We start from the raw sequence: 20316 nt of genomic DNA, 5'->3' as shown, positions 1-20316 counted from the left end.
TAACCTTTTTCAGACAGCGTTTTTCGAATGCGCTGACGGAAAGTACACCGTGAAGTCGATGCGGCGAAGCGCGACGTCCAGTATTAGAATCACGGTGGCCAGAGTCAACAGCCACGGCCACAACGGTGTTGGGCGCATCGCACGAACGTCCGAAGATTCGAAAAGTTCGGCAGCCTTTGGGTTGAAACGGCCGCCCGACGCGGTGGCCACTTCCTGCAGCAGACTTTCATTAGCCGGACGGATGCGCAATTCGTCGCTGTAGCCTCGCATCAGGCCGCGAGACTGACGGTAGACGACCTGATCGTTCTGGCGGACCGCGATCTCCATGTGATACGACCCCGCCTGCGGAAGCGGGAAGTCAGTCGTGTACCGACCTGGCGCGGATTGCGACATCACTGTCGATGTCCGTTGCAGTTGAGGGCTAATCACCGTCAATTCGACATCCACTCGGTTAAGAAACTGGCCCACTTCGTTGACGGCGTCCACCGCGACACTTGCCAGGTCACCCGTACGTTGTGTTCGAACCTGAATGCCGCGCGTGTCACTTTTTCGCATCACCTGCCGAATGACCTGGGTCCAGAATTTTCCGTACCCCGGCCACGTCATCCATTCGGCCGCCCAGCGACTTTTAGCATCCGACGTGAAGGCCGCCGTCATGCCCAGCCCATAACGCCACCAGACCAAAAGCGGATCGCCTTTTTCCGTCGCCAGAATGACTTCGGACGTTGGTTTAGGACGAGTCATCACATAGCCCAACAGAAACGGCGCGGATTCCATGTCGATGTCTGCCAGCGTATGGGTCGCTCGAATCACCTGCGGAATAAACGGTTGCTCGTCAATTGCCGACTTGCTGGCAGTCACGGTTTCCTTCGCGAAAATCTGCGGCACCTGAGCCGGGTCGTCCGTGTAGTAATACCGTCCTTTGCCGACTCGCGCGATTTGTTCAAGGAGAGTCTGGTCTGCTCCGCTGCCGGCCGCCACGGTTGAGACCGTCATTTTTGCGGACACCATTTGCTGAGCCATGCCTTCGAAGTCGCCCGCCGTGGAAACCCCGTCTGTCAGCAGAATGACGTGCTTCAACTTGGCGGACGTCGTCATCAGCATCTCGAACGACATCTCCATCGCCGGGTACATGTTTGTGCCGCCGCCGGCGTCAATGCGAGCGATTTCATCACTGATTCGAACTCCATTGCTGGCGGGCTGCATTTCACTGATGACGTAGGTGTCGCCGTCGAACGCCAGTACCGCCACTTGATCGCGTCGCCCCAGAAGTTCTACCGCAGAACGAGCGGCCGACTTGGCCATTTCGATCGGATCGCCACTCATCGACCCCGATTTGTCGATCACCAGCACCATCCCCAGCGATGGCTTCTCTTTTTCCTTCTCGAAGTCGCTGCGAACGGGCAGCACGTCTTCGAGCGTGCTTTTGTAATACCCGCCGAGCCCAAATGACTGTTCGCCGCCAAGCATAATCAGGCCGCCACCGAGTTCCTGAACCCATGTGCGAGCGATCTGCATTTGTTGTTGCGTGAGTGCCGTGGCGGGAACGTTGGACAACAACAGGCATTCATAATTCTGCAGGTCCGCGAGCGTCTCTGGCATTCCCTGCGGCGGACGGACGTCGACCTGAATGCCTTCGTCTTCCAGAGCATAGGCGAGCTCCCGAATCAGATTCGGATCACTTTCCACAATCAAAACGCGAGGTTTCCCTGCGGCGAACACCAGGCCGGCATCACTGTTGTTGTCCAGCAGTGTGTCCTGTTTCAGGCCTGAGATCCGCACATTGAAGGCAGCCATGCGGTCTCGCTCGATGGATTGCTGAAAACGAAATCGGTTCGTGCCGGTGGTGAGCGTTTTCTTTTCGCTGACAACTTTGTGGTCGCCTCGAAACACTTCAATCAAACCTTCGTCGTCATGATTCGATTGAATTTCAACGTCTACGAAAAATGGTTCACCTTCGCGAACTTCGGCAGGCACTTTTACTTCCGCCACCTGCACTTCGGGTTCAGACATAGCAGGCAGAGCGATGGTCGTGATGGGAATGTTGCTTTGAGCGGCCGCTGCCACAGCGTCGCCGACGGTTTCGTTTCCATCCGTGAGCAGCACAATTTGGGGCACAAAACCGGGCGGCATATAGCCAGCCGCAGCTTCAATCGCCGCCGCCAGATTCGTGCCGTCCTTTTGCTTGCGAGCCGTTTCGCTGTCGTCCTCAGCTTGCTTCGTGGTTGCCGAGCTTTCTGATTCGTCAGGCTGATCGACCTTGCGATCGGCCGCTTCGGTGAGTGTCTCGGGCGTCAGGTCCTGCACGGTACCAACGGTTGTTGCGAATGGCAGCAGAGCCAGTTTGTGGTCGCCCCTAGCATCCACGGCATTTCGCAGAAACTCGTCCGTCGCGACATTTGCATCGTCGTCAATGCTGAGGCTTTGGTCCTGCAACACGATCACAAACTGTTCTTCTGTGTCGTGCAGAAGAGTCAACCCGGCCAGCGAAAGAACCAGCAGCAGTAGCATCCCGATCCGCATCACCAACGACACAATCCGTTGTGAGCGAGGAAAGTCACTCAGGCTGCGCACGAAGCAGGCGGTGATCACTAATGCCAGCGGCACCAGAAACAGCAAAACCCACGGACGTGTCAGTTCGAAGCTCAAGTAATCCACCGCCGTTGATAAAGGAACCACTCAAACGCAGAAAACACAGACGCAACTGCAATCAAATAAAACCACAGCGGACGACTAAACCAACCATGACTGGCCGCAGCGTTTTGGACTTCATCGGCAGCACCCTGAACTGGCCGCAGATCAGATTCATTCACGCTGGCAAGATTGACGGCGATCTGCTGGAAAGATGGATCGATAGTTGAGTCGATGCCGGAATTTATCTGCTGTTGCTTCGCGGTTGGGGACTCAGTAACCGTCCAAACTCCAACTTCGTTCAGCGGGCCAATCTGCTGACTGAGGATCGCCGATTCCTGCTGCGAAGGAGACGTAAGCGTGCGTTCCGCAGCACTCTCTTCGTCGTCATCAACTGACAAATCAGTCACGATGTCGCCGAGTGTCGTTGTCTGGCCCGCCATCAAAGCTGGCTGTAGCTCGCCCGGTTGCCCTGCGAACCAGCTTAGTACGTTTGTGATCATGATCGGGAAGGCCGTTCGGAATGCCAGATCGCTGCGTTCCAAATTGACGCTTAACACAAGACAGTCGCCGTCTGAACGTGGTATTCGCACATAGACAGTTTCGCCCGTGACGGTGGACGCGAGCGACTTGATCGACGACTGAAAATCGAGACGGCGAGCTTCCGGCATCAGCACGTTGTCCAGCCGGATATGAGTCATCAGAGGAGACGATGCGTCCTGTTCGGTCACAATCGGATTGGCAATCACTTCGCCCACGTCCCACAAATTGCAGCTCGCCTCAGGATCAATCACCAGTACGTTTCCTGCGGGAAGTGTTTCTGGCACCAATCGATGCAGAACGACGATTGAATCCGCTGGCCACTGTTCGGGGATGTCGTTTGCCACCGTCACATTCACGAGAGGATTGGCTTCGAAGACCTTCTGAAGAAACAGGTTTCCAGGCGAAACGATCAGCACATCCTGAACCACTCGCGGCGGCACAACGGCCCAGGCCATGTCGTCCGTCGGCAGCACATTCAATGAACGGGTGTCGGTTGTGGAAGTGGGTTCGGTGGTTGAAGATTCTTCCATGGAATCGCCAACGCCAATTTGTGTGAGTGACGCTTGCAGCAACCCGCCTTCGAGCGACGTTTTTTCAATCGAGCGTGTCCACAGTTCATCCGGTTTCAGGTTTAGCGGCACGATGTCGGCCGGAATCCCGTCCAGTTCCAATTCCAGCCTTCCCTTGACCGGTTTGTCTGACGCGTTGCGAAGCGTAACCAAAACTTCATAGCCAATCGGATCGACCAGACTTCGCCGCGCTTGAAACTGAGTGATGCCAATATTCGCCGCCGACGTTGCAAAAATGCGGTACTGCACATCCACAACATTCGGATCGCTGGATTCACTTTCTAAAGCGTCCGGGCCGGTTGTCGCTTCGCCGGTCGTCAGCGCAGTTTCAGAAGCGCTGTTTTCGCCTTCGTTCGTCGCTGTGCTGCCGGGCTGAAGATCGGTCGCCGTCATCGAAGGGTCGACACGATCGGCACAGCCGTCCGTGAAGACCAGGATTTGCGAATGCGGATGATTGCCCAGAAGTTGCCGCGCCAGTTCGATGGCCTGTGGCAGTGACGAACCACCATCCACCGGCGCTACGGAATCGATGGCTCGGCGAAGTGTGGGCACGTGTCCGGCCATTCCCAGAATGACTTCCGGTCGGCTTCCGGCAGAAACCACAGCCACTTCGTCTCGAAAGCGGATACCGTCCAGCACGTCATGAGCGGCCGCTCGCGATGCTTCGAATCGCGACGGGCTGACGTCTGTGGCCTTCATGCTGACAGATGTATCGAGCACCATGACGATGCGTCGGGCCTGCAAAGCCTGCCACGAAAAATAAGGATCAGAAATCGCCAACACCAGCAGTATCAACAACAGCAGTTGAGCCAACAGCGACAGCAGGTGTCGCAAATGCTGCCACAACGATCGCGGCGGCTTCTCATCATAGACCTGCTTCCAGAACAGGTTGGTAGAAATCGGAATTCGCCTCAACCGCAGCTTCAGAATGTACAACGCAATAATCGGCAGCGCGAGGGCTGTCAGAAACATTGCGGTCGGTGCGGCAAAGGACATCGGTTAACGCCCCACTGCAGACGTGCGCATCATGCTCATAACGAGATCGTCGAACGGAACAATCGACGGCGACTGAGTACAGCCCAGTCCGTAGTTGGTGCAGTAGTCTCGCACCGACTGTTGATGCTGCTGGAACAGTTTCTTGTACGTACGAACATTCTTTTCCGTCACCGTGACCATCCGTTCGGACTCCGTTTCCATGTCGACGAATTCCACGTCGCCCAGCAGGTTCGGGTCGGCCTCTTTCGGGTCGTGAAGTTGAAGAACGTGAGCATCAAAGCGACGGTGGCGCAGCTGATCCAGGCCTCCCTGAAAGCCGTGCTCATCGAATAGATCGCTGATGACGACTGCCAGGCCGGATCGTGAACCTCGATGCAACAGCCCCTGGACAGCGTGAGCCAGATTGGTGTCCTGCCCGGATGTGGGCAGGTCTTCCAGAAACTTCATCAGCGCCATAATCCGCGCCTTGCCGCGCGTGATCGGGAATTCCGTAAAGATGCCGTCGGCGTACGCGACGACGGCAATACGATCCAGATCGGCCAAAGCGATGTAGGCCAATGCTGCGGTCAATTGGCGAGCCAGATCGAACTTCGCCGGTTGCCCAAACGCCATGCTCCGCGAACAGTCCAGCATCAAATAAACGTGCAGGTCCTGTTCTTCCTGAAACCGCTTCAACAGCAGATCGCCGTGACGAGCGTAAATGTTCCAGTCGAGATACCTCAGATCGTCGCCGTGGCTGTATTCACGATGCTCAGAAAATTCAATGCCGGACCCCATCTGCATGGTACGCCGCTGAGCCAGCAATGATCCGCGGAACACCCGTTTCGACATAATCGAAAGGTACTCAAGTCGCGTTAAAAAATCCGACGGGAAGAGCATAGAGACGGGACCACGGAAGACACAGAAAACACGGAAGAATCGCAGACGGACAGACAGGTGCGTTATCGCACAATGCGTTCGATTTGGACTCCAGGATGATGACCGAAATTCATGAGAAACCCGAGACGCAGATTGGTCGCTTTTAGGTAGTTGTGCAATTGAGCTCGATGTTCATCGCAGATCTTGCTGGCCGCTTTCAGCTCAACGATGATCTTGTCGAAACAGATCAGGTCTGGCTCGTACTTTGCACTCAGTGTTTTGCCTTTGTAGTTGAGAAGCAATGGGCGTTTGGCAACGAAGGGAACCTGGATCATCGCCAATTCGAGCTCGATACATTCCTGGTAGACCTTTTCCAGAAACCCACACCCTTTTTCCTTGTAAACCTCGAACGCCGCACCGCGAAGAACGTAGGACTCCTCTTCGTACATCAGACGACTCATCACATCCCCCACGATTTCACGAAACCGGCCCCACGTCCTTCCTGCGATTCTTCCGTGTTGTCTGTGTTTTCCGTGGTTCCACTCACCTTCGTTACGCCGCAACTAAAGCGTTGTCCGGCACGTTGGCGATGATCTTTTCGATGACGTCGTCGGCACTGACTCCTTCGGCCTGACCTTCGAAGTTCAGGATCATGCGATGTCGCAGTACGGGTGTGGCCATGATTCGTAGATCTTCGCGAGCCACGTGGTAACGGTTGTCGAGAATCGCTCGAATTTTGGCTCCCAGAATCAGTGACTGCAGTCCGCGCGGGCTGGCTCCGAACCGCACATACTTCTTCGCAGGCTCAGCCGCCAGTTCGTGTTCCGGATGAGTCGCCACAACAATCGCTATGCCGTAGCGGCGCACGTCGGCGGCGATGGGGATAAGACGCGACAGAGCTCCCATTTCCAGAATGCGCTCGCCCGTCATCACGGCTTCGGCCTGAGTTTTGGTTGATTCTGTGGTGCGGTCCAGGATCGCTTCGAGATCGTCGACCGAAGGGTACTTCACCATCAACTTGCAGAAAAAGCGGTCCAACTGCGCTTCCGGCAATGGATATGTGCCTTCCATTTCCAGTGGGTTCTGAGTCGCCATCACAAAGAACGGCTCAGCCAGTTTGTGAGTCACGCCGGCCACAGTCACGGAATGTTCCTGCATGGCTTCCAGCAGAGCCGACTGCGTTTTCGGAGTCGCTCGGTTAATTTCGTCGGCCAGCAGCACGTTTGAAAACAGCGGACCCTTTTGAAATTCGAAAACCTTGCGACCGTCAGCAGCTTCGGCGATGACCTGAGTTCCAATCAGGTCGGCCGGCATCAGGTCGGGCGTAAACTGAATGCGATGAAAATCCAGGTGCAGGGCATCGGCGAGCGTGCGAACGGTAAGTGTCTTGCCGAGTCCTGGCACACCTTCCAACAACACGTGGCCCCCCGCGATCAGTGAGATCAGCATGTCGTCCAGGATTTCCTGCTGGCCGACGATGACTTTAGAAATTTCGGACTTCAGTTTCTTAAAGTCACGGCGGAAGTCATCCAGTTGTTGCTTCAACTGATCATCGATATTCATTCGGTCAGGCTCCGTGTTATTGAAAGTTGTAACAGGGGTGGTGTGCCACAGTTTTGTTGTAATTGATGTGCCAGGCGCTAATCTGCACGGCTGTACACTGGATGTTAACAGCTTATCAAAACGGTTTCGCCAACCCCGCTTGTGAATATAAACGAACTGCCCGTCACCGAAGAGTCTATTGAGTTGTGGTTGCTACTGCTGAGGGCTAACGCCATCGTTGAGTTCATTGGCTTTTTGAAAGTCCTGTCGCAGGTGAGGATTATCATCCCGCGTCAATGTCTCAAACGTTTGCGAAATATCATCGCGTGTTGATGTCGGAAACGATTATTGGAACCGCCCCTCGCATTGTCTAGCAATCCCCCTTAGGTTTTGTTAGTTTCGACCCGACGCCGCAGTAATCCGACAGGAACAGCATCCTGACATTTTGTGTGCGTGGTTTCGACGTCACAGACGACGTGTCAACGTTTGTCTGCTCCGAAAACCGGCCTCTCTGGAGAAACAGTCATGCGATGGATTCTTATTCTCGCGTTTGCGTTTTCACCTCACGCCATTCACGCGGCCAGTCCTCAGACGGCAGATCAGGACAGTGAATTGTCCGACGAGGAACTTCGGCAAGTCAAAACGGCCGAGCGGTTTCTCAGTATTCTGGAACGCAATCCACGGCGTGGCACGGCGCTGGATCGTATTTACGGACACCACGTCGAATTCGGCACGCTGGATGATTTTCTGGCGTCGCTGAAAGAGCGTGCTGAAACGGCGAAGTCAGACGGCGCGGCGTGGATGCTGGTTGGCTTGTTTGAAGCTCAGCGAGGCAACGATGCAGCGGCTGCGGAAGCCTTCGAAAAGGCAGAAACGCTGCGGCCGGACGATGCAATGGCCAGCTACTACCGAGCTCAATCGCAGCTTCGAATCGGCGAATCGGAAGAAGCCGTGGCGTCGTTCGAACGAGGCATCGCACGTAAACCGCCGCGAGCTGATATGTTGGAGATCTTTCAGCAGCTTGGCCGAGTTCACCAACGAGCTCAACGAACCGAAGAAGCGCTGAAGGTCTGGCAGCGGCTGGAAGCTTTGTTCCCGGATGACCCGCGGGTTCTGGAACAGATTGCCGTAACTCTGGCCGAAGAAGGTCAGCCGGCCCTGGCGTTGCCGCGCTATCAGCGTCTGGCAGAGTTAGTGCGCGATGATTATCGGCGAGTCGTGTTCGAAGTCGCGGCTGCTGAATTGATGATCAAATCCGGTCAGCGAGACGAAGGCATTGCCAGCCTTGAAAGTGTACTCACGGACTTAAACCCAGACGGCTGGTTGTACCGTGATGTAAGGCGGCGCATTGAAAACGTCTATCTGCGTTCCGGCGATCAGGACAGCCTGGTGAAATACTATCAGCAGTGGCTGGAAGGCCATCCGGAAGACGTGGAAGGCATGACTCGCCTGGCCCGCTTCCTTGCGTCGTCTGCGCGAGTGCCGGAAGCGACGCAATGGATGGAAAAGGCCCTGAAGCTGGCTCCGTCGAGGACCGACCTGCGCAAGGCGTTTATCGATCAGCTGGTCAACGATCAACGATTGTCAGAAGCCATCGAACAATACGAATTGCTGGTGAAGTCGGCTCCGTCAAACACGGACTTCCTGCGAGACTGGGGCAAGCTGGTGCTGCGGGACAAGGAACGTCCGGAACAGGAAAGCAAGCAGGAAGCGATCCGAATCTGGAATGGGATTCTTAAGACTCGCCCCGACGATGCCTTAACGGTCTCGCAAGTCGCCGATCTTTATCGTCAAAACAAGATGCTTCCGGAAGCGGAAGAGTTATACGCGAAGGCCGTGAAGTTGGCCCCGGCCGATCCGCAGTACCGCGAGTACCTTGGTGAGTTCCTGCATATTCAGAAACGGCCCGGAGAAGCTCTGAATGTTTGGAAGGGGATCGCGGAAGGAGATCGCCGGACCGCGTTGAATATCACTCGCCTTGCTGAGGTCTACAACAGTTTCGGTTTTCCGGAGAAGGCGGTGATTGAAATCGCCGAAGCGGTGACACTGGATCCCAAAGACTTCAGTCTTCAAATTCGTTCGGCCGAATATCATTCGCGAGCGGGCAAGTATGACGAAGCCTTGAAATATGTGGCAGCGGCGGATGCATTGGCCACCAACGACGACGAACGAGACGCCGTCATTCAACAGAAGGTCGACGTCCTGCAAACCAGTCAGCAACTGGACGCCGAAGCGGATCGCCTTGCCACCGAAATTCGCGGCAAGACCGACGCGACTGTTCAGGATTGGTATCTGCTAGCGAGGTACATGGAAGCCAGTCGTCGTTGGCCGGGTGCCACCGAAGCGATCGACGAAGCGCTGAAGTTGGACGCAAAGGCAATTCCGGTGCTGACACTGGCGGCGCGCATCGCAGAGACATCGGGCGACTACGGTCGCGCGGCGGAAACGAACCGAAAGCTGGCCGAGATCGATCGTCGTTCCCGAGGCGACCATCTGATGAACGTGTCACGACTGGAAGCTCAGTTAGGCCGCGCGGACGAAGCGCTGCAGGCGGCTCAGGACCTGATTCTTTCCGCGCCAGGCAATACGGATAATTATGAGTTCTACGCTCAAATGTGCTTTCGGCTGGGTCGTGCGGAAGATGGCCTGGAAGCTCTGCGCAAAGCGGTCCGTATTAACCCGAACGAACCGCACTTGATCATGGCTCTTGCGGCCGCACTGGCAGAACAACTCAGAACCGACGAAGCGATCGAAGTCTATTGGCGTGCGTTCGAAAAGACAGACGAAGTGGAAGACAAAGTCAGCCTGACCACGAAGCTCGCACCGCTCTATCAGCAGGTTAATCGGTTCGATCAGCTGGTAGAACGTTTCGAACGCGACCGTCGAGAAGAAGACCAGCGTCGCGAAATGACCATCTGCCTGGCTCAGGCGTGGCACTCAACGGGTGACCTTAGTGCTGCTCGACAGGAACTGGAAAGCCTGCTCAGCGAAGACACGCGCGACACTAATTTGCTAAGTCAACTGGCAAAGCTGTGCCAGGACGGAGCGGATTTGGAAGCCGCGATAGGCTATCAAAAACAATTAGTCGCCATCGCGCCGGGACATGAAACGGAATATCCGCTGGCAGGCATGCTGATGGCGAACGGGCAGGCGGAAGCCGCGCGAGAAATATTCGTCAAACTGACTCAACGCGAAGAAGATCCGGTAAGGCAGATCCGAAGTCTGGATTCGCTGCTGACTCAGGGCAACTACGAATCCGTCATCGGTGTCGTCGAACCGCTGCTGGCTCAGAATCGTGACGATTGGGAGTTACTGTATCGCGAAGCCATCGCGTGGGCTTCGTTGGAGAAAACAGAAGAAGCCATCAACCGATTCGAACGCATCCTCGCACTAAAAATCCCCTACGATTCATTAAGCCGGTCATCCGAAGCGAAACTCAAGCAGGCTCAGGCAAAGGCGAAGTCCGACAACCTGCGTGGTCGAGCGACATCGGTCCCACAGCGTCAGTCGCCACTGGCCATGCGGTCAATGTCCAGCCAGGTACAGCGAGCGTCCGGTTTGGTCGCCGACAATCGATACTACTCGTCGGGATCAGCGCCGCCCGTTTGGACGCCTCAAGCGTACGGCGTGGCTCGCATGGCGGCTTTCGGCTGGTTAATGAAGTTTGAAGAAGTAGCGGACGAGGCAGACGCGGAAGAGACAGGCGCGGATGCAACCGAAACAGCGGAGGTGGCGACCGAATCACTGGTGGACCGAATTCGCGAACAGGCTGCCGCAGACGATGCCTCCCGCAACGCCATCTACGATGCGTTGTACGTAGCTCAACTTAAAAACAATTACGCCGCCGTCTTTGATATTGCTCGCCGCGTCGCAAAGGACGGCAGCGATGAAGAACGCACCTTCTTCCTGACTTCATTAAGACTCCGGCACATGGACGGTAGCCAGGAGGGACGACCAACGTCGGTGCAGGCCGCCGCAAATCAGAAGCCGCTACCTGAAGACGACCTGGAATTGGTGCGAGAATGTTATGCGGTGTTGAATTCGGACAGCAAGCAGGCGGACCATTCGGCAATACACGGCGGCAACATCGTCTATGCCTCAAATGGGCAGGCATACATCCAGGTCGGCGGCTCATATGTGCAGTTGCAGGGATTCGTCGGCGGCGCCGGATTTCTGACGACACTGGTTGAAGAACTGCGTTTAGCCGGCCAGGACGAAGAAGCTGAAAAGCTGCTGAACGATCATCTTCAGAGTTCAAAATCGGCGAATGAATTTGCGGCGGCGATAGGTCTCCTGCAGAAGGAAGAACGGTTTGACGAAATCCCGGACTATTTCCAACGCTGGAAGGCCGCTGCGTTAGAACAGATTTCCGAAGCTCCCGTGCAGGTATCGTCCGGACGTTCGCGCCGTCCAACGACGGCCAACACGTCTGCCAACGTTTTGCCAGCGACAGTCAGCACGCTGCAGATGTGGATGGGGCGGCTGGGGACCGAAGAAGAAAACGCTCAGTTGCTATCCGTGCTGCACGATGCGCTGGACGTGTCGATCGCTGAAGCCAGACACCGGCGACTGGTGGCCGCTGCTCAAACCCGCCGACGCAGCCCCGCCACGAATTCGCCGTCGACGACACGAATTTCTGTGTACATGGGCGAAAAGCGGACGACGATCAACATCCAGTTTCCGCCCGCCAATACCTACATCGATCAGGCCACCATTACGCTACTGCGCCAGACGCATGAACTGCTTCAACAAAATGATGTGGGGAGCGACCTGGTGGACATGCTGAGAGCCGATTTGAAGTCCGCTAGTGCCCCCACCACCGAAGACGGGGCCGAGAACGACGCAGTGTATCGACGGCTGTATCTGGCGGCCGCATTGTGGTGGATCGAAGAACAGGATGAAGCCGTCGAACTCATGGCGGCCGTCACAGACCAGTTATCAAACGACCTGACGCTGAAGTTTGATATGGCCGCCATGTATGAAGCTCGAGGCGATTTTGAGGACGCTCTGTTGCTGGTCGATTCGATTTCACCACGAGATCAGCAGACGCTGCAACGGCGAGAACTGATCGCGTTGCAGTTGTCTGAACGGTTGGGCGATGTTGAACGAGCCCGCAGCGCGGCGGAACGTCTGTTCGGCCTCAGACTGAATTCAGAAACGCAACTGGGACTGGTCGACCGCATGCGGCGGCTGGGACTCAGCGATATGGCAGACGCGATTTTGGCGCGAGCCGAACGGACGGCCACCAACCAGACGTCGTCGCTGGCATCGTTAATGATGCTGTATCAGGGGCAGGGCAAAACGGAACAGGCTAACCAGCTCGCTCACATGTTGCTGCGTCGCACGACGTCGCCGATGTCCATCACCACGCGATCGTCCCGCAACCCCACGCGTTATCGCACGCAGGACAGCACTCTTCGAACGCAGGCCCTGCAGTTGCTGCAGCGTTCCGGAGCTCTGAAGTCCGTCATCGAACAATTGGAAACGCAGTTGGATCGCTCGCCCGGTTCCGTGCGCCTGCTGGAACAATTGATTGAATTCTACGGAGTGACCGGCCAAAAAAATGAAGCTAAAAAAACACTGGAACGAGCCCTCGCCGCGCGCCCGGATTCGGCGATGGTGCGTCTGCAAATGGCGAAGCATTTTGAACAGTCGGGCCAGCACGCAGAAGCCTGCGACCAGTATCTGGAACTGATGAAACTTCAGCCGTCCTGGGTCACAGACGACATGTATCAGATAGAACGCACGTTCACGTCGGCCAAACGCAAGACCGATCTTGTTAAGGCACTAAGTTCCATCAACCTGAAGTCTGTCAGGCAGCCGTATTACATCGTGCGGACCGCGTCTAATTTGCTGAACGATGAAAGCACGATGGACGTGGGCGTGGACCTGCTGGAGCGAGCATTCGAAGCCTTCCCCAGCTATCGCTCAAACATGATTCAGAACCTGCGCAACCCGTCGGTCTGGAAAAACGATCGCGTCTACCAGTTTGCGAAGAAAGCCGTTTTGCCGTCAAAGCTGGATATCCAAACGCAGCCATGGATGGGGCTGAATCAAATCAGTTCTTATTCTGGCAACGGCGAAGTGAACGTCTTTTTTCATGAGATGCTCAAGGGGTTGAAATCGACGGACAAGTTGGCGGACCTCGAAAAGTCGATCAGTGAACTGACCGACGAAAATCCGCAATGGTATTCCGGTCGAGCGATGCTGGCACTGCTGGAATTGCACTCAGATCGCAAAGATGCGGCTCGTCATCGCCTTCAGAAGCTGGTCGAAGACGAAGCGGCAGGCAAATCGATGCCGGCAGAAACCTGCTGGATCATTGGTCAGGAACTCGATCGTTTCGAAGAAACACGACCGATGGCATTGGCCCTGTTTGAAAAGGCCGTCTCGCAGCCGTCTCAAAATTCTTCAATGAACCAGTTGGAGTATTCTCCGGTTTCGAAGCTGATCAACGGCTACGCCAAAGCCGGCCGCAAGGACGAAGCTCGCGACCTGTTGCTAAAGCAGCTTGCCGCATCCAGCTTCGACAATTACGACCAGGCGTACGCGTCCTATCAGCGACTGGAAAATCGACAGTGGGCGGCGAAAAAACTTCAGGAACTGGAAATGCCGGTGGCCGCGATGAGGCTGTATCGGCAGATTCTGGATGATCCCGAAAGTATGGCGGCCGCGGCGCAGTTTAATGGTCGAGGCACGGAAGACTACTACGGTAAAGCGGCGCGAACAGGCATGAGCGAGGCGATGACTTCTGTCGATGCGTCCAATGCAAGCGAAGTGATTGCGGAACTGCTATCCACGCCGGAAACGCTAAAGCCGGGAGCCCCCGGTATTGATTTAATGTTGTCGACTCCGACCCCGCAAGATTTTAGCGAGTCACCAATGAAGAGTTCGTATATCGAGCTGCTGGTCTCGCTTTCTAAAGACGACAAGATTGCTGCAGCGATCGAACAACGATTGAACGAACTTTCAAAACAACACGCTGACGACCTGTCGATCGCGATCGCTTTGGCGGCCTGGAAATTGAAGCTCAAGGCCGACGACGCTCAGGATGCCGTGCAACGCCTGGTGGTTGTCGCGTCTGATCATCCGCTGGAAGCCATCCCTGAAGGCCGCCGCCCGAATTCGCGCCAGCGGCGCGAAGCGGCGCTTAGTGTCCCACTGTGGGTCGTGGCTCGGGAATGCATCGGGAAGGACAAGCTGGACGACACCGGAATGGTGCTGGCCGAAACCGCGCTGCAGGCCGCTCGGCGCCAAATGGGAAACAACGAACAGTCCGCCATTCTGCTCGAATGGGGCCAAGCGCTGCTAAACGCCGGTCAAAAAGAAGAGGCCGAAACTCGCTGGACAGAACTGCTGCAACTGGCGACCGAACGGCCGAAACGGACAAATAAAAAGCGCGTGCCCGGGCGGAAGACCGGATTCATCTGGCCTGACCCCCAGCCCCGAAATCCTGATTCAAACTCGTTGCGCCGCCGTGGGCCCCGAATGGGGCCGAAGCGCGTGGCCTTGGGCGTGAGCCCTGGGGCAGAGCTACCAAACAGCACACAAAGCTCTGAAAGGGCCAGAGCCGATTTCCACAACATGTTTGGTGTCACCCCTCAGGGCCTTTGGGAACCTCGCGCCCCCTCTCCGATGGCTTACGTCATCGGCTACGTGCTCCGGCCCCATCCGGGGCCAATCGCAAAATCGCTTCAAACCGGGTTGAACGTCGCACTTCGACTGGCCATATCAATGCCTCAAGTGCGGGATTCCCCCATTCAGCGTGCAGGTCGTCCTCAACCACCAGCAGCCGCAGCGCCACCGGCAGCCGGAATCGTGCCGCCGTTGACGATCTCACAGTTTCGTACCGTGGTGGCTGTGGCCAAGGCGGCGGCGAAAAACGACATGCCCGAGCTGTCTCGCAAAGCGGTGCGAGAAGCGCTCAAGGGTGGCTTTCCGGTCGCTGATCCCGTGCCGATTTCTGCAAACTCCAGAAGTAGTCAGGTAATTCGGTCTTCCAGTGATTCAGAAGCCGATCCGATGGAAACGGAAGTCATCACTGCGTTTAGGGATATTGTGAAACTGTGGCAGGGGGACGCCTATCCGGCCGACGAAACTTACGATGTTCTGAAGGCATTGGTCCTGCCGGAGAACCGTCCGAAAGAAATCCGCCTGTACACAACGGCGACAAAATTAAGCGACGGGAAAATCGATAGTCTGGCCGACCCTCTTGTCAAAAACGCGGCTCAGGCGAAGCGGCTTGACGAATTAATCAGCGCCGTGGATCAACGATCAGACACAAAGACCTCAAAGGTCGCGGCGACGGCCCTGACGGTTCTTATCAAGATTCAGCAACAGCAAATGGACGATGCGGTTCCTCATTTGAATTCGCTGTCGACTGAATTGACAAATGGTGCCAATTCCGATGCCGTCACAATCGCCTGCATGGCAGCTCTGCGAGCCTTCCAACAGGAACCACTCAAGGCTGCGGCATTCCCCATTCTGCAACACACGCTGCAACTGGAATTGCAGAAAGCTCAGGGAAGTCGCAACACCCAGGTCAACGTCTCGAATCGACTGGCAGATTTAGTGAATCAGCAACTGGCTGCCAGTGGTGATCAACAGGCGGTGAAGGACTACTTCGATTCGGTCCTTTTGTCGCGGCAGGCGCACTACAGTCGCTACAGTGGTGACTACGGCATGCAGATGCAGCTACGAGATTCAGCGACGATGGCAGAGCAGGCTGCCCAACTAAAAATGCCGGCGTTGAGTCTCGATTTAATGGGGCGCGTCTGCGATACGAATTTGAAAAACCGATCACCTCCGTCGATGACCACAGCACTGGCGGTTGCCTGCCGACACGTAAGAACCCTGCCAGCAGCAGAACGCTACACACTTTGGCGCGAATGGACATTGCCAACGGAAGGTCGCCAGTCGCTCCGGTTTTTGTTTGAAACTGCAAACCACCTTGACGTACCCGCCAGGTTTCTTACCGCGACGGATGCCGACCAGCAGGCGACGTATGATGTCCGCGACAACTTCACAGAACTGGTTGAAGCGGCCAAGGCGGCTGAAAAACTGAGTGAGCTTCGTAAAGATGTGCAGGCCCTGGCGGACCAGAAGTTGCTCCACGCAGATGTACTGTTAACTCTGACCGCAATCGCTCAGGAAGATCAGGAGGCCGGAAGAGCGCTAATCGATTCGCTGAATCAAAGCTACAACGAACGGATGAAAGTCGATTCCGAAGGTCCGCCGAAATCCGCTGGCGACTACCTGGTGTACAAAGCCGCGTTGCGTTCGCCCGGTTTTGTTCAGGTGTTCGCCGATGACATGGCAAAGTTTCGCCGACAACTTCAGAGCAAATCAGAACACAAGCTGATCCATCACCTGTGGGCGGATTGGGCCGGGCGAGTGGATGCTCCACAAGTTGTGGCCGATCGTTCACTGCAGCCGTCTTTTCGACACTGGCTAGCTGCTTCCTCGGACGCTCAAACCGGCGACGATCGCGGCTGGTGGACTCAGTACGAAAACCAGATTGTCCACCTTGGCGGTTACGATCACGACCTGCTGCAGTTTCGCTATCCGCTGACGGGCAACTTCCGGTTTTCCGTGGATTGCTTCTACGACAGTTGGGCCGAATGCGACGCGGGCTATGGTGGCATCATTGTGCGTTCGCAGAACCCGGGCAGCAATGCTGTGATCATGGCGGCTGGAGGGCACGAAAACATCAAGCGTCCCGTCGGATTGAAACGCGACCCATCATCGTTCAATCGCGTGACTGTGGACGTCAAAGACGGACAGATGAAGTATCTGTTGAACAACCACTTCGTGTACGAACGTGCGGTGGGAGTGACCAGTCCGTGGCTCGTGCTGGAAACGATCGGTGGTCGAGTGACGTCGATGAGGAACCTTGTTATCGAAGGCGACCCCGAAATCCCTCGGCAGGTCGCTTTATTGAGCGGTGACAATATGGATGGCTGGAACACGTCCACCTTTAGCGAAAGCCAGCCACGCAGAGCACTAATGGCAGAAACGCCGGAAAGCGAAAACAGCGCCATCGCGTACTACCAGCGTAACGAACCGGAAGTATTCGACTGGGAGACATCCGACGGCGTGCTCCACGGCACCGCCCAGCCGGAGCAGGCCAATCAAACGCGAAAGCAAAGCTGGATTTACTATCATCGACCGCTGCAAAATGGCGAGACGCTGGACTACGAATTCTTCTACCGGCCAAACTTTTCGGTCGCCCATCCGTCGTTGGGTCGACTCGCATTTCTGCTGGAACCGGACGGTGTGGAGACACATTGGATTGCGGCACGTGGCTGGGATGATGTCGTGAATGGCGTCGCGCTGGACAACGCCATTGTGGAATCAGAATGTCGTCGAGGTCCGGAAACGCTGCCATTGAAGGCCGGCGACTGGAACAGCGTTTCGGTGTCTCTTGCTGACGACGTCGCCACCATCACGCTAAACGGCTCAGTCATTTTTGAACGCTCGATGGACGATAGTTCGAGCACTCGGCTGGGGTTCTTTCGTCGCCGAGACCAGGCAGCGAAAGTTCGCAACGTCTTGCTTAGCGGCGACTGGCCTGAAAAACTAACGGACGACGTTCGCAGTGACCTGGCCGCGATGACGCGACCGCTCTCGCCTCCGTTACTAAAAGACGTGGCCACCGTTCTGGACGATGTGATGATCGCTCCACTAGCTGGCGAAGTTGTGATGACGTCGCGTGAAATGTCGCCGGAAGATGCGTTCGATTTTCTGGCCGACTGGGTGTTGCCGTCCGACAGCCATGACAATCTGCGACTGTACTATTCGCCTTCTTCCCCCGGCACGCGATCGATATCGGACGGCGATGAGGATACGGTCGAAGAAAGGGCGGACCCCTGGAATCAGTTCTTGTCTCCAGCGGCGGAACTGGTTCGAGTTGCCGGAACCGTCAGTCGGTTGGACGAAATTTCCAACGCTGTCGAAGAACTGAACGTTGATAACAACGTCCAAAAACGCAATCAGCAGGCCATGCGAGCACTGATCGCCCTGGAGCGACAGGATGCTGCCGCCATTCAACAAACGTTGTCTGACGTGTGGAAATCGACCGCCGACCTTCCCAAAAATATCGTCGTCCGAGACCGATCGGCAGAATTCGTGGTGGCGTGGCGAGCGGCTCAGGATTCGGCGCATTGGTCGGCCGGCGCAGACATCCTGCGGCGATTGCGAGACAACGAGCGGTCGGGTGATCGCAAGTCATACGATGCGGAATTCAACAAACACGTCCACGCTCTTTATGGCGACCTGCAACGCAGCATTCGCACGGTGTCAATTGAAGAGGAACCAGGGCAAGCGCCAACGTCGATCAAGCAATGGACGGCTGTGCCGTACCTGAAGTCTCAAACCATCGCTCTGGGCAATCGCCCATCGACCTGGCTGAAGGCCAAAGGAATTTTTCAGCACGTACCGTCGGAAACCTGGAGTCAGCTGTACTTCCAGTCTCCATTGCGAGGTACATTCGAAATCCAGGCGACTCGGTCCACTCACGGCTACCGCGAAGTTGCAATTGGCTGGGGCATGCATTCGGCAGAACCTCAACATGATCAGTCGGCGGCGCGGGTCAGCAAAATAATGCACAGTTCAACCAATGCCGGCGGGGCACTCAATCTTCCCGCCTGGGACACGCTGGCCGACTTTCGGATTAAAGTGGATGGGCGCAAGGTCACGACCTTCACCAACGGCGTCCAGATTCACGAACACACCTTTCAGGATCCCCCCGATCCATGGCTGGTGCTGCAGGCAAATCGTGCTCTGGACAACACGCTGATCGGCAACCTGAGAATTCTCGGGACGCCCGAAATTCCTACCGAGATTGATCTGATCGACATGGACGGCTGGGCCGCGTGGCGAGCCGACACGTATGGAGAATGGTTCAGCACGAAGGAATCCGAAGACGCTCCATGGAAACGAATCAAGGACGAACTCACAGCTCAACCCGCCGCAAAACAGAAGGCTCATGTCGTCCGTGAAAGCCTGTTGCGTTACCAACGGCCAATGCTGGAAGACGGAGTGATCGAATTCGAAACTTGGTACGAACCCGATGCCTTCGAACTGCATCCTGCCATCGGATCATCCGCATTCCTGCTGACACCAAACGGAGTGAAGCGTCACAGGCTGACGAACGCTCAATACGATACTTCAGGCCTGCCGCCGGGCAACCAGGAAGCCGTCCCTTCGTCAGTCGATAGCGTGCCGCTAAAAAACAAAGACTGGAATCGCGTGCGGCTTTCGCTGGCGGGCGATCGGCTGACTATCCGTGTAAACGATGTCGATGTGGCGGAAGTGGAAATTTCCGACGCCGCCAACGAACGACAGTTTGGTTTGTTTCGGTTCACACCCGTGGCGGGCCGAGTGCGCCGGCTGGTGTACCGTGGCGACTGGCCGAACACTCTGCCGCCGGTCGCCGAACAACAACTGGCGGCGCCCGTTGACGGTAGTCGCAGTCTACTGCCCGAAGGCAAACTGACGGTCGATGCAGATCTGACGCAACCGCTTGAACAACTGGCAGAACTAAAGCTCACCGGCCGAGGCCCCAAAGATCGGCTGCAAACTGGTGCCGACGGCTTGCAAGTGATGCTGCATGACAGCAAAGACTGGCAGTCCTGGCCTGGCGTTGCGTACAAGTCTCCGATTAAAAGCGATTGCGAACTGACTGTCGACTACGCGAACCTGAATATCGTTCCTCACAAGGAAGGCTGGGGAGTTGGATTGGTGTTCGAAGCCGTATTGGACGATCCGCAGCAATCACGCGTGGAATGCAGCGTGTCTCTCGACGGCGATAAACCCGTCTACAAAACTCAACTACTCCGACTCACGCCAGACGGTTCACACCACTCCGTCGACTATCAAACGTTCCACGGAGCCACAACTTCAGGGCGTCTTCGGCTGGTCAGACAGGGCGGGCAGATATTCTGTTTCACGGCCGCAGACGGTTCCGATGACTTCAAAATTCTGGCGTCATTTGCGGTAGGCGAGGCGGCAATTAAGGAGGTTTCCTGTATAGCGAAGTGTTCCGACGCTGTCGCGAAGTTGACCGCCGTCATCCCCAGGTTTCAGATTCGCCAGGCCCCGGATGCGAAACTTGTGGCAGAACAATAATAAAATCTGAGCAGAACCCCCTGTTCAAAATGGACCTCCCCTGGGTAAC

At 56.1% G+C, this 20316-nt stretch carries 6 protein-coding genes; 1 reads left to right on the top strand and 5 read right to left on the bottom strand.

All coding sequences use genetic code 11. From position 1 onward, the window contains the following. Positions 1–9 precede the first annotated feature (9 nt). From Fuma_RS28505 to Fuma_RS28485, 5 genes are all read right to left on the bottom strand, one after another. A complete protein-coding gene (locus Fuma_RS28505; RefSeq protein WP_077028613.1) occupies positions 10–2649 on the bottom strand; it encodes a VWA domain-containing protein in 2640 nt (879 codons plus the stop codon). After that, positions 2646–4739 (bottom strand): vWA domain-containing protein, encoded by a 2094-nt coding sequence (locus Fuma_RS28500; protein WP_077027107.1) that lies wholly within the window; start codon positions 4737–4739, stop codon positions 2646–2648. Before Fuma_RS28500 ends, Fuma_RS28505 begins: the two co-directional genes overlap by 4 nt. 3 nt (positions 4740–4742) lie before the next feature. Next, positions 4743–5570: a DUF58 domain-containing protein gene (locus Fuma_RS28495; protein ID WP_218922321.1), complete on the bottom strand. Its 828-nt coding sequence runs from the start codon at positions 5568–5570 to the stop codon at positions 4743–4745. Positions 5571–5680: 110 nt separating this feature from the next. Further along, positions 5681–6058 carry a GxxExxY protein gene (locus Fuma_RS28490; protein ID WP_077027105.1) on the bottom strand — a complete coding sequence of 126 codons (378 nt, stop codon included), beginning with the start codon at positions 6056–6058 and terminating at the stop codon, positions 5681–5683. Positions 6059–6149: 91 nt separating this feature from the next. Beyond that, positions 6150–7160: an AAA family ATPase gene (locus tag Fuma_RS28485; protein ID WP_077027104.1), complete on the bottom strand. Its 1011-nt coding sequence runs from the start codon at positions 7158–7160 to the stop codon at positions 6150–6152. 504 nt (positions 7161–7664) lie between these two features. Between Fuma_RS28485 and Fuma_RS28480 the strand changes: the two genes are divergently transcribed. Next, on the top strand, positions 7665–20267 hold the full coding sequence (locus Fuma_RS28480; protein WP_077027103.1) for a DUF1583 domain-containing protein: 12603 nt from the start codon (positions 7665–7667) through the stop codon (positions 20265–20267). Positions 20268–20316: the final 49 nt, after the last annotated feature.

The sequence above is a fragment of the Fuerstiella marisgermanici genome, assembly GCF_001983935.1.
Classification (GTDB): Bacteria; Planctomycetota; Planctomycetia; order Planctomycetales; family Planctomycetaceae; genus Fuerstiella; species Fuerstiella marisgermanici.
Note: the sequence above shows the minus strand (reverse complement) of the source record. Positions and strands in the feature narration are given on the sequence as shown.

Excerpts from the sequence above, each read along its gene's own strand:
- Fuma_RS28500 (WP_077027107.1), bottom strand. The coding sequence starts at position 4,739 with ATGTCCTTTGCCGCACCGACCGCAATGTTTCTGACAGCCCTCGCGCTG.
- Fuma_RS28495 (WP_218922321.1), bottom strand. The coding sequence starts at position 5,570 with ATGTCGAAACGGGTGTTCCGCGGATCATTGCTGGCTCAGCGGCGTACC.
- Fuma_RS28490 (WP_077027105.1), bottom strand. The coding sequence starts at position 6,058 with ATGAGTCGTCTGATGTACGAAGAGGAGTCCTACGTTCTTCGCGGTGCG.
- Fuma_RS28485 (WP_077027104.1), bottom strand. The coding sequence starts at position 7,160 with ATGAATATCGATGATCAGTTGAAGCAACAACTGGATGACTTCCGCCGT.
- Fuma_RS28480 (WP_077027103.1), top strand. The coding sequence starts at position 7,665 with ATGCGATGGATTCTTATTCTCGCGTTTGCGTTTTCACCTCACGCCATT.